Origin of the sequence: Serratia sp. B501, assembly GCF_051172315.1 — a bacterium.
GTDB lineage: Bacteria > Pseudomonadota > Gammaproteobacteria > Enterobacterales > Enterobacteriaceae > Serratia > Serratia ureilytica.
In genome coordinates, this window is record NZ_JBPIZB010000006.1 from 170,028 (window position 1) to 182,313 (window position 12,286).

Sequence of the window (12,286 nt, forward strand, 5' to 3'; positions counted from 1 at the left end):
AAACGTAAAGCGTTTCGCCGCTTAATTCTCGCAGCCTCTGTGAATGACGGCTTGATGAGAATACGCTTAGATTAAAGAGGCCGGCGTTGAAATATGCAACTCATAACGCCGTCGCTAATATTAGGGTCGCACTTTTTGTGACGTTTCAGCAGTTTTGTGGTTTTTTAAGATTATTATTACTTGTGGGTTTTGCCAACAAAGACTAAATCTAAATAAGCGCCGTGTTGGGCCATGGAAAAGATAAAAATAAACGGTGTCGCTATATATGGAGAGGTCATAATTTGTTTAGGGAAGAGGCCTTATCGCACAGTCGTTCTAAATGGGCAGGAAAAGCATTGTTAATTGCAGGGTTGCCGGCCTGGGTCATCGCGGGCATTTCACTTTCATTCGTTTCTGTGCTGATCATTTTCGTGACCTATGGCGGTTATACCCGGCGTATCAGCGTGGGCGGAGAGGTCACGACGCTGCCAAGATCGGTCAACATATTTGCTACTCAGCAGGGATTCATTGCACAACGCTTTGTCAATGTGGGCGATCAGGTAAAAAAAGGGCAGCATCTTTATCAGATAGACGTCAGCAGGGTGACGGATTCCGGCACCGTCAGCGCAAGCACGCGGCAGGCGATAGAAAATCAACTGGCGCAGGTCGATAGCATCATCGCCAAATTGGAGGCGAACAAGAAAACGACCCTGGTCAATCTGCAAGCGCAGATTGACCAATATAAACTGGCGCACAGCCAGTCCAAACAGATGGTCGAGAATTCACGCAACGGTGTTAACTTCATGCGCGAAACCATGAAAAATTACGATGAGTATCGCAGTAAGGGGCTCATTAATCGGGATCAGCTGAATAACCAGGTTTACCTCTACTATCAGCAGCAGAGTACGTTCCACAGTCTCTATAACCAAAGCATTCAAGAGTCTTTGCAGATAACTAACCTGAATAGCGATCTCGCGACAAGAGCGTCCGATTTCGATAATCAAATCTCACAATATCAATTTCAGCGCAATGATCTCCTGCGGCAGCTGGCCGAAGCGGACGCCAGCGGCTCGTTGATTGTCAATGCGCCGGCGGACGGGCGCGTTGAATCGCTCAGCGTGACGCCTGGGCAAATGGTCAATACAGGAGACAGCCTGGCGCAATTAATCCCCAGTAATCATGCCATCTATTATTTGGTTTTATGGTTGCCCAACAGCAGCGTGCCTTACGTGAGCCGAGGCGATCACATCAACGTTCGCTATGACGCCTTCCCGTATGAAAAATTTGGTCAGTTTCCCGGCGTGATCGAAAGCATCGCTTATGTTCCCGCATCGATTCAGGAAATGTCCACTTACAGCAGTTCGCCAACTCGACAATCGGCTGAACTGGTTGAGTCGTACTACAAAGTGCTGGTGGCTATCGATAACACGCAGTTTGGCTATCAGGGAAAGAAGCTGAACCTTTCAAGCGGCATGAAGGCGCAAGCCACGCTTTTCCTGGAGAAAAGACCCATCTACCAATGGATGTTCGCGCCATTTTATGACATGAAAAACAGTGTGTCGGGGCCACTTCGTGAATAAAGTTTATGAGAATATCGTTGGCAAGCTGAACCTGTCGCTCAGAAGAAAAGTGCCGCAGGTCTTGCAAACGGAGGCCGCCGAATGCGGGCTGGCCAGTTTAGCGATGGTGTGCGGCTATTACGGCATGCACATCGATATGCTGTCGATGCGCCAGAAGTTTGATATCTCGGCCCGCGGCGCCACCCTGAGCTCGCTGATCGCGATCGCCGAGAATCTCAATTTGAAAACGCGGGCTTTATCCTTGAGCCTGGATGAGATTCACCAGGTGAAAAGGCCCTGCATATTGCACTGGGATATGAATCACTTTGTGGTCCTGGTCAACATTCGCGGTGGGCGGATAACCCTGCACGATCCGGCCTTTGGCCGCCGGGTTATCGGCCTGCAGGAGTTTTCCCTGCATTTTACCGGAATCGCTTTAGAGGTATGGCCAAGCAGTGAATTCACGCCTGTGGTGCAGAAAAATCGCCTGCACTTTAGAAAACTGCTCAGCAATGTCACCGGTCTTAAAAGCGCGCTGGTAAAAATTTTCGCTCTGTCGCTGGTCATTGAGGCCGTCAATCTGCTGATGCCCGTCGGGACTCAGTTGGTGATGGACCACGTCATCCAGGCCGGCGACCATAATTTATTGGTCATTATTTGCGTCGGTTTACTGTTTTTTATCTTGTTCCGCACCTGCGTTTCGATGTTTCGCTCATGGATCTCCATCGTGATGGGTGCGCTGATCGATATACAGTGGAAATCAGGGCTGTTTGATCATCTGATGAAGCTCCCGCTTGCCTATTTTGAAAAGCGTAAGCTGGGTGATATTCAATCGCGCTTTGGCTCGTTGGACGCCATTCGCACCACGTTTACCACCAGTATCGTTGCCAGCATCATTGATGGCATCATGTCGGTCGGCGTATTTATCATGATGTTCATGTACGGCGGCTGGCTGGTGTGGGTAGCCTCCGGCTTTACGGTCTTATATGTTCTGCTGCGCCTTTCGACCTATCGCTATTATCGGCAAGCGTCCGAGGAGCAATTGGTGAAGTCGGCGAAAGCCAGCTCACATTTTATGGAGACGCTGTACAGCATCGCGACGCTGAAGTCGTTGGGGTTGGCGGGAACGCGTTCGCAATTCTGGTTAAATTTAAATATCGATACGGCAAACGCCAATATTCGGGTGACGAAGCTCGATATGTTCTTTGGCGGCGTGAATGCGTTTCTTGCGGCCTGCGATCAAATCGTTATCTTGTGGTTGGGCGCGTCTTTAGTGATCGACAGTCAAATGACATTAGGCATGTTTGTCGCCTTTAATGCCTATAGGGGGCAATTCTCCGATCGCGCGTCAAATCTTATCGATATGGTCATTCGGCTGCGAATGCTGAATTTGCATAATGAAAGGCTGGCGGACATCGTGCTTTCTACGACAGAGGAAGAAAAGCCCTATCGCAAGATATGCAATCCCAACGAGGCGGTGACTTTTGAAGTGCGCGATCTGCTTTATCAATATGATAGCCTTTCGCGCCCAGTGATCCCCGGGCTCAGCCTGCAGATCGCGGCGGGAGAAAGCGTGGCGATCGTCGGGCCTTCAGGCGTCGGCAAAACCACGTTGATGAAGCTGATGTGCGGGCTGTTGGAACCGACGGAAGGGCGCTTGTTTATCAACGGCATTAACATTCATGATATCGGCATTAATAATTATCGGGAGTGCATTGCGTGTGTATTGCAAGAAGATAAACTGCTTGCCGGTTCAATTGCCGAGAACATATGCAGTTTTGATGCTCATCCCGATACGGAATTTATCGTTGAATGCGCCAAGCATTGCAATATTCACGACGATATTATGAAAATGCCGATGGGATATGAAACGTTGGTGGGCGAATTGGGGGGCAGCCTTTCCGGCGGGCAAAAACAGCGGGTGCTTATCGCCCGCGCGTTATATCGAAGACCCAGTATTTTGTTTATGGACGAAGCGACCAGTCATTTGGACCTGGACAATGAAAAAAGGGTGAACGAAGCCATATCCTCGTTGAAAATGACCCGCGTTATCATTGCTCATCGGCCATCGACGATTGCATCGGCAGATCGGGTAATTACATTGCAACCCGCAAATGCAATAACGTAATTGTTTGATGAAATATAAAATTTTATATTTATTTCATCTTTAATTAAGATTTTCGTTATTGAGTTAATGTATTGAGCGACTTATACCTAAAGCGTGAACCGACGGTTCATAAAAAGCAGTCTTTTTTAATTGATTCTTTTTAGTGAATGGAGATGAAAAAATGAGAGAATTAAACTCAACAGAAGTTCAGCAGGTGAACGGCGCAACGATTGGCCTGGGTCTGGCTATTATCGGCAAGGTTGTTAACAGCTGGGGAAACGCGTGGAATAATGCCTGGGGCGGTTGCACGCCAAAACCGCCGGTATGTAAACCTGAGCCGCCGGTCTGCAAACCAGAACCGCCTAAATGCGATTAATCGTATTTAGATAACGCCACGTAAAATGCGGCAGGCTTAATGTTTTATGCATTGAGCCTGCCTTATTGCTGGCGGATAACCTGCGCCATCTGCGTAGTTAACTTGCCCCCCACTGCGTCAACAGCGCATGCAGCCTGGCCGGTTCCAGCGGCTTGCGCAGCACCAGATAGCCTTCCTGCTCGGCCTCTTGCAGAACTTGCGAATTGAACTCGCCGCTGACCATGGCGCCACTCACGTCCGGCAGGCGTTCGAACAACGCTTTGAGGATGTCGAAACCGCTCTCGCCGGAGCGCAGGCGTTGATCGCACAGCACGGCGAACGGCGTAAAGCCGTCGTCGACGATGGCGAAGGCTTCCTCGGCGGAGGCTGCGCAGCGCACGGTGATGCCCCAGGTGCTCATCAGGCTCTCCCAGGCGGAGGTCACCAAAGGATCGTCGTCCACCACCAGGCAGGAACCCCGCAGCGGCGCGTAGCGGATGGGCGCGGCGGTGTTGTCGTACGTCGTCGCGATCTCCGGCGCTTTGTCTTCGCCGAGGTATTGCGCAAAGCGCATCCAGAAGCGCGAGCCTTTGCCTTCGACGGAGTGCATGCCGTACTTTACCTTCATCAGCTTGGCGCAGCGCGCTACCACCGCCAACCCCAGCCCGTGCCCGGCGCTGTCTATCTTCCACGCCAGTTCGGGGCGGTAGTAAGGGGAGAAGATTTTGCTTTTCTCTTCGTCGGCGATGCCCACGCCGGTATCCCACACTTCCACCAGGCACTCTGCGCCGCGCGGGCGGATGGCGATCAGCACGCCGCCCCGTTGCGTGTAGCGCAGGGCGTTTTGGATCAGATTGATCAGCGATTGCCGCACCAGAAGCGGATCGCCCATCACGCTGATGCGCCGCCTGGGCCGCCAGGTGCGCAGCGCCAGCGAGCGGCTGTTGGCCTCTTCGCGGAACAGGGTGATCACCGAGTCGAGCAGGGCGCCGATATCCACATGGGTGGCGGCGGTGCGCACGTTGCCGGATTCGATTTTGCTGAGATCAAGCAGCGAATTGAACATCAGATGCACCGAGCGCACGCTCTGCTGCAGATCCAGCAGCTGCGGCGTCAGGCTGTCGTCCCGGTTTTTGTGGATGATGGCTTCGATCAGAAAACCCATGGCGTGCACCGGTTGGCGCAGATCGTGGCTGGCGGTGGTCAGGAACTGGTTCTTGTCCAACAGCGCCTGTTCCGCCTCTTCTTTGGCCTGGCGGAACTGCTCCGCCAGGCGCGAACTTTGTTCTTCGAGCAGCGCTTGCTGAATAAAGAACGCATGCGAGGTTAACGCGTGGCGGTAAATGGCGAAGCCGTACAGCAAGTTCAGCATCAGCACGATGAACATCACGTCTTCCAGCCGCCAGATGATGCCGAAGTTCAGCAGCCCCCAGGAAGCGAAGAAAAAACGCGTAAAGGTGCTGATGACGGGCGTCAGATGCGTTGCGTTGGCGGCGACGATCGCGGCGATGCTGATATTGAGCAGCAGGAAAAAGTCAAAGTTATGGGTCTGCGGGGTAATTAAATAGAGTGAGGAGATCCCCAGCCCGTGAATAAAGGCCACCTTATTAATGCGCGGCAGCCAGCGGCGCAGCACGGTGTCTTCATCATTTTCTTTGGACTCGCGCAGGTAGCGCCGATGCCATATTCTGATCGCCACGGCGCATAGCAGGTAAACCATGATCCAGGCAATGGTTGGGCCAAGTTCATCCCCCAGCAAATAAATCCAGATGGCGAAAGGGATGCCGACGAAAGGCACGGCGGTAAAGCTGAACACCAATCGCATGAAGGTGTTGTCCAGCAGGCGGATCTGCGCGCGTGGTGAGATGCCATCATTTTGTAAATTCTGGAAAAACCTCATTGCGACGGCTCCCGTTTGCCGTGCAACAGCGTAATGGCTTCGACCCGGCTGTTGACGCCGATCTTTTTCAAAATATTGCTGATGTGTTCTTTGACGGTGGGTTCGGAAATAGACAGCTGCGCGGCGATCCTTTTATTGGGCAGGCCGCGCATCATCATATTTAATACGTCAATTTGTCGCGGGGTTAAATTAAATTTTTTTAAATGCTCGTTGTTGCTTTTAACGGCGAATTCATTCCCGTCAGGAAACCATTCCTGATTATCGTTCAGCGCAAAGACCGCCTTGGCGAATAATTCAGGAGGTTCGTTTTTTAATACAAATCCATGCCCGCCGGCAGTGTGCACTTTCTGCCAGATATCGTTATTCTCGTCGCCGCTAACCACCAAGATCCGCACCTGAGGATAAAGTTGCTTTACTTCTTTGAGTAATTTCAACGCCGTACCGGAAGAGAGCCAAAAATCGATCACCAGTAAACGCGGCGGGCCGTTTTCCCTAATATGACGGTAGCAATTCTCTTCAGTGGTCACCACATGCGCCTGTTTGAATCGGCAATGCGTGTTGAGAAAATTAGCGATGCCGCTTGCTACCAATGGATGGTCATCAACGACCAACGCATAATCCTGCCCCAAAGGATTCTCCTTTCGCCTTCAAATATCAGATAGGTCTGATGAGTTATTATCAACATTCCCTACTTTAGGAGGGTTTTTTCGTTTAGGAAAGGGAAATATATTATTCGAGGATTTGGATAAGAGAAAACATAAAGCCAATCGGTAATTTTAACTGATTGGTTATAAAGGATAATTTATGAAGAAACCACTTATCGCTTTAACCGTTACGATGATGATAGCCGGTTGTTCCACCCTGAAAACCGATCAGGCCATTCCGCTGCTGCAGGCGGAAACCGCTAAAATGTTGGGCCTGGGTTCATCGGACGAAATTACCGTGACCAATGTCAATGGCGCGCAGCCGGATGCGCTGGGCGGCCAAAAACTTTCTTATCGCGCCACCACGGAAAAAGGCCGAATTTTCGATTGTTCATCGCTGATGATGCCGGGAATTTTAGGCTCCTCGCCGTCGCTGAGCGCGCCGACCTGTACACCGGTAGTCACCCATAAATAATTCGCTTTGGAGGCGGTATTGCCGCTTCCTGGTTTTCCATCGTCGGAGCGCCAGCGCCGGGGGGCAATAAGCTTTTGCTTCGACGATCAATAAACCTGCGTGCGCGGAATAACGCCTCATACCTCCTCTAGCGCATTGAGTTTTCTTATAACAATACATTCCGCGACATCACGCTAACGAGTACGGAGATAGCCCGTGAATGACACGACATCGCATTCTTTAGCGGTTAAAACACCGCTTTCCAAACTTTACCTCGCTCTATTTTCCGCGCCGCTGTTGATGCTGGCGCCCGCCGATATCGCTCGCGCAGACGATGCCATTTTTGACGGCGACTCAAAAATTACCGAATCATTGGCCTACACCGGGGACGTTTACGTCGGCCGTAACCAAAGCGGCAACCTGCTGATCGAGAATGGCAAGATCAGCGCCTATAACATCAATATCGGCCGGATGTTCAACGGCCAAATTCATGACAGCGTAGTCACGGTCCGCGGGCCGAACGCCGAGCTGAATGCGGTGAACGATCAGTTCGTGCTGCGCGGCGGCCTCAATCTGGGGCGGGGCACTTTGCGGGTTGAAGACGGTGCGCTGGCCAGCGCGAAAGAGATCGTGGTCGGCACCACCCGTGGCTATGACAGCCACCTTATCGCCACCGGCGCCGGTTCTCGCGTTACCAGCAATTTTCTCAGCGTCGGCACCGATCTGGGGGCACGTTCCACGCTGGCGATTGAAGACGGCGCGGTATTGAGCACTGCCTTTGACGCACGCATCGGCAATGGCAGCGGGCCGGGTGAGACCGATACGTTGAGCCCGAAAGCCACGGTCACTGGAGCCAATTCCCAGTGGAACGTCGGCCGTGCGCTCACGCTCTACGGCGATCTGGACGTGCTGAACGGCGCTGCGGTCAACGTCGGCAGCATCCAGGTGGCGGGTGTATCCGGCGCGCGTAAAACCGCCGAGCTGGTGATCGCCGGCAGCGGTTCGCGCGTGACCAGCGGCAGCACCGTTAACGTCGGCGATTACGGCAACGGCGTGTTGGCGGTCATGGACGGCGGGGCATTCTCCGCCGGCGGCAACGAAGTGGTGCTGGGTGAGACCGGTTCCGGCTCTAACCGCGGTGCGCTGATTATCGGCAGCCGCGGCAATATGGACACCGGCACCGGGTTGACCGAGCCGACGCTCGGCGCGGCGGGCGCCGCTGGCGCTATCGATGCCCAGACGGCGATCGCCCTGCGGGGCGGATTGTTCGGCAGCTATGTGTACTTTAACCATACCGACGGCAATTACGTTTTCAGCAACAAGATGAGCGGCGAAGGCGAGGTGATCAACACCGCCGGGCACACGACGCTGAACGGCGATCTCACCGGGCTGCAGGCGAACGTCACCGCGCGCGGTGGCAAACTCATCATCGCCAGCGACATCAATACCCAGAAAGAAGACGACATCTTCGAGATCCAAACCCTCGGCGCCGAGAACGGCGGCACGCTGATCCTTAACGCGACGGCGGGTGCCGATGTCAATAACGGGCAAGGGTACAGCAGCGCCGCATCGATCAAGGCCGGCGGCACGCTGGGCGGCAACGGCACGCTGGGCCAGACCGAGATCCAGTCCGGCGGCCATATCTCTCCCGGCGACGGCAATATCGGCACGTTGACGCTGAAACGCTACCTGAACTTTATCGGCGAATCCTTCTATGACGTCGATATCGCCGGCGACGGCCGCAGCGATCAACTGTTGGTGGCGGGCAAAACCACTATCAGCGATCAAGCCAAGGTGCAGGTTACGGCGCTGGATCCGCAAGCCAGCTATAAAACCGGCCAAAGCTACCGTATTCTGACCTCGGACGGCGGCATTGACGGCCAGTTCGCGTCGGCGGTCTCCAAGTCCGCCTTCCTCGATGTGGCGTTGAAGCACAGCGCCAACGCCGTGGATCTGACCATCGCCCAGAAAGACACGGGCGGTGAAAACCCGGGCGGTGAGAATCCGGGTGGGGAAAATCCAGGTGGTGAGAATCCGGGTGGAGAAAACCCTGGCGGTGAGAATCCAGGGGGCGAGAATCCGGGCGGAGAAAACCCAGGCGGGGAAAATCCGGGGGGCGAGAGTCCAGGCAGCGGCAAGCCGGGCATTTTCCAAACGGTGGCCGAGAGCGGCAACCAGTGGAATACCGCCGGCGCGCTCTCCACGCTGGCGCAGCGCGGTCCTTCACTGGCGCTGTACAACTCGCTGCTGCTGCTGAGCGCGCCGGAAGCGCGTGAGGCGTTCAATCAGCTGTCCGGCGAAGTCTATCCGTCGATGCAGTCTAACCTGATCGCCGGTAGCACCCAGCTGTTCAACGTGCTGAACCAGCGCATGCTGCGCCTGTTCGACAATGACAGTCTGCCGGTACCGCCGTTGGCGATGTCGCTGGTGCAACCGGCGCAGGCGCAAAATAGCGGCGTCTGGGGCCAGACCTTCAGTTCCTGGGGCAGGAACAGCGGCAACGGCAACGTGGGCAAACTGGATGGCAACACCACCGGTTTCCTGTTGGGGGCGGATCGCAAGCTGGCGGACCATAACGTGCGCATCGGCGGTTACTTCGGTTACAGCCGCGGCGATTATGACGTCGACAGCCGCCGCTCCAAGGCCGATACCGACAACTACCACCTCGGCCTGTATGCGGCCGGGCAACAGGATGCGTTCTCGCTGCGCGGCGCGCTGGGTTACACCTGGCACAAGATTGAAGGCAAGCGCAACGTCGATTTCAGCGGCTTCTCGGATCGGCTGAAGTCGGATTATGACGCCAACTCGCTGCTGGCGTTTACCGAAGCGGGTTACCGTTTCGGCCAGCCGGAGATGAACGTCGAACCGTTCATCAACCTGAGCTACATCCGCCTGCATACCGACAGCTTCCAGGAGTCGGGTGGCGCGGCGGCGCTGAGCGTGCGCAATGAAACGATGGACACCTTCTACTCCACGCTCGGGGTGCGCGGCGTGACCGAACTGCCGAAGAACGTCAGCCTTTACGGCTCGCTCGGCTGGCAGCATGCCTACGGCGATAAGAACACCTCATCGCGCATGGCGTTTGCCGGCAGCGACGCGTTCGTCACTCAGGGCCAGGCCGTGGATGACAACGTGATGGTGGGCGATATCGGCGTGAGCGTGAAGCTGTCGCGCGCTGCGACGCTGGATGTCGGCTATCAGGGGCAATTCGGCGCCGATACCCGCGTCAATTCGGTCAACGCCAACCTGCGCTGGTCGTTCTGATTTTTCCTCTAGACTTCTCTGGTACTTGCAGGCCCGCGTGATGCGGGCTTTTTTATGGTGAGGGCTAAACCGCCGCCAGCTTGCGCCACTGCATCGGCGAGAGTTCGTAACGGCCGCGAAACGCGCGGCTGAACGCCGCTTCGGAGGTATAGCCGACCCGGTTGGCGATCTGCGCCACCGAAGCGCGGCTGTAGCGTAGCAGCTCTGCGGCGCGATCCAGCCGCCAACTGGTGAGATAGCTGAGCGGCGCTTGGCCGACAATGCGCTGGAAACGCTCGGCAAAGGCCGAACGCGACAGGTTGGCCAGCGCGGCAAGTTCCGGCACGTTCCAGGCGCGACCGGGCTCCGCGTGAATGGCGCTCATGGCGGGGCTGATGCGCGAGTCTATCGCGCCGGAAAGCCAGCCGTGCCCGGCTTCGCCTTCCGTCGCCCAGGTGCGCAGCAGCTGCACGAAGATCACGTCGAGCAGGCGCGAGATCATGGCGGCGGCGCCTGCGCGCGGGTTGAGCGCCTCGTCGAGAATGAAGTGGCAGCTCAGCTCCAGCCACTCGAACGGCCGTTCGCGCAGGCCTTTCAGGATCAAGACCGGCGGCAGCACCGACAGCAGGCGTTGCGACAGCATGCCGTCAAAGCCGAAATCGCCGCACAGCCAGGTGGTTTCACCGTGGCCGAGCGTCAGGCTCTCGCGGTGATAGTGGCTATGCGCCAGCGCCGCCAGATCGTGCGCCGGGCGGCCCGGCTGGTCGGCGATGGTGTGGGCGTGGCCGTGAATCAGCATCACCAAATCGCCCTGCGAAGCAGGGTATATCCGCGAATCGCCTTCCACCTCAATGGCCACGCTGCCGCTTCTGATGATGTGCAGCCGGTGCTTGCCGGCGGGAAAGCGCCAGCCGAACGGCGCCGATGCCGCGCAGGTAAACACCGTATTGCCGCGCACGCGAATCAGCTCCAGCACTTCAGAGAAGGCGTCGCGCTTGAAAGCGAAGGGCTCTGCCTCATTCTCTTTATACGGCGGCGTTTCAGCAAAGAATTCCGGCTTTTGGGTCATGTTGTGCGCCTGTATCGCTTCTATAATTTGTACATCATCTCTACAGAATATCGCCGACGTCAAAGGCTATTCGAGGAGAAAGCAGCGTTCCGCCGTAGGGTGAGGCGCTTTCGTTAACGATGGCATGGGGTAAGCATTATGGCGCCAGCAGCGCAGACCGACACGGTAGTTTTAATTCACGGGCTCTGGATGACGCCGCTGTCGTGGGAGCATTGGGTCACTCGCTACGAGCAGCGGGGCATGAGGGTGATCACGCCCGGTTATCCGGGCATTGAACCCGGCGTTGCCGGCGTTGAGGCGCTGCGCCGCGATCCTTCGCCGTTGGTGAACCTGGGCGTGCGCGAGGTGTACGAACACCTGGCGGCGGTGATCGGCGCACTCGGCGGTAAGCCGATCATCATGGGGCACTCGTTCGGCGGCGCGTTTGTGCAGCTGCTGCTGGATGGCGGCTTCGGTTCTGCGGGCGTCTCTATCGACGGTGCGGCGGTGAAAGGGGTGAAAGCGCTGCCGTTCAGCGAAATCAAAGCCACCTTCCCGGTGCTGCGCAACCCGGCTAACCTGCATCGCGCCGTGCCGATTAGCGAGAAGGAATTCCACTACGCTTTCACCAACAACCTCAGCCTGGAAGCCTCTAAAGCGGTGTACGATCGCTACTCGGTGCCGGTATCGGGGCGCATGCTGTTCCAGGGCGGATTGGCCAACTTTACGCCGGATGCGGCGACTACCTACAACTTCGCCAACGGCGATCGCGCACCGCTGCTGTTTATCGCCGGTGGCAACGATCATATTTTGCCGCCGGCGGTGCAGCGTGAGAACTACGAGAAAAACGCCAAGGGTTCGCAGGCCATCAGCGCTTACAAGCTGTTCCCTGGCCGCAGCCACTATACCTGCGGCGAACAGGGCTGGGAGGCGGTGGCCGATTTCGCGCTCGATTGGGCGCAGGCGCCGGTGGCGGGGAGCCTGGACTGATTTCCAC

At 55.9% G+C, this 12,286-nt stretch carries 9 protein-coding genes; 6 read left to right on the plus strand and 3 right to left on the minus strand.

The genetic code is table 11. From position 1 onward, the window contains the following. Window positions 1-263: 263 nt before the first annotated feature. The 3 genes from ACSBQV_RS18510 to ACSBQV_RS18520 all read left to right on the plus strand — a co-directional run bounded on the left by ACSBQV_RS18510 (window position 264) and on the right by ACSBQV_RS18520 (window position 4,021). Window positions 264-1,559, plus strand: a complete 1,296-nt coding sequence (locus ACSBQV_RS18510) for an HlyD family secretion protein (protein ID WP_168177216.1) — start codon at window positions 264-266, stop codon at window positions 1,557-1,559. Beyond that, window positions 1,552-3,666, plus strand: a complete 2,115-nt coding sequence (locus tag ACSBQV_RS18515) for a peptidase domain-containing ABC transporter (protein WP_244590520.1) — start codon at window positions 1,552-1,554, stop codon at window positions 3,664-3,666. Before ACSBQV_RS18510 ends, ACSBQV_RS18515 begins: the two co-directional genes overlap by 8 nt. Before the next feature lie 160 nt (window positions 3,667-3,826). Further along, window positions 3,827-4,021: a hypothetical protein gene (locus ACSBQV_RS18520; protein ID WP_127897174.1), complete on the plus strand. Its 195-nt coding sequence runs from the start codon at window positions 3,827-3,829 to the stop codon at window positions 4,019-4,021. 97 nt (window positions 4,022-4,118) lie between these two features. Here ACSBQV_RS18520 and ACSBQV_RS18525 read toward each other — a convergent pair whose 3' ends face one another. Then, entirely contained in the window at window positions 4,119-5,900 is a 1,782-nt protein-coding gene (locus ACSBQV_RS18525) for a hybrid sensor histidine kinase/response regulator (protein ID WP_099782402.1), read from the minus strand. Next, entirely contained in the window at window positions 5,897-6,529 is a 633-nt protein-coding gene (locus ACSBQV_RS18530; protein ID WP_099782403.1) for a response regulator transcription factor, read from the minus strand. Before ACSBQV_RS18530 ends, ACSBQV_RS18525 begins: the two co-directional genes overlap by 4 nt. 175 nt (window positions 6,530-6,704) lie before the next feature. On the opposite strand from ACSBQV_RS18530, the gene ACSBQV_RS18535 reads away from it, so the two are divergent. Together ACSBQV_RS18535 and ACSBQV_RS18540 are read left to right on the plus strand one after the other, a co-directional pair. Then, window positions 6,705-7,019 (plus strand): hypothetical protein, encoded by a 315-nt coding sequence (locus ACSBQV_RS18535; RefSeq protein ID WP_025303891.1) that lies wholly within the window; start codon window positions 6,705-6,707, stop codon window positions 7,017-7,019. A 195-nt stretch (window positions 7,020-7,214) separates the two neighbouring features. Then, window positions 7,215-10,262, plus strand: a complete 3,048-nt coding sequence (locus ACSBQV_RS18540) for an autotransporter outer membrane beta-barrel domain-containing protein (RefSeq protein ID WP_099782404.1) — start codon at window positions 7,215-7,217, stop codon at window positions 10,260-10,262. 64 nt (window positions 10,263-10,326) lie between these two features. Here ACSBQV_RS18540 and ACSBQV_RS18545 read toward each other — a convergent pair whose 3' ends face one another. Continuing rightward, complete coding sequence (locus ACSBQV_RS18545) at window positions 10,327-11,310, minus strand: AraC family transcriptional regulator (RefSeq protein ID WP_099782405.1); 984 nt, start codon at window positions 11,308-11,310, stop codon at window positions 10,327-10,329. A 138-nt stretch (window positions 11,311-11,448) separates the two neighbouring features. Between ACSBQV_RS18545 and ACSBQV_RS18550 the strand changes: the two genes are divergently transcribed. Further along, complete coding sequence (locus tag ACSBQV_RS18550; protein ID WP_099782406.1) at window positions 11,449-12,279, plus strand: alpha/beta hydrolase; 831 nt, start codon at window positions 11,449-11,451, stop codon at window positions 12,277-12,279. Window positions 12,280-12,286 lie beyond the last annotated feature (7 nt).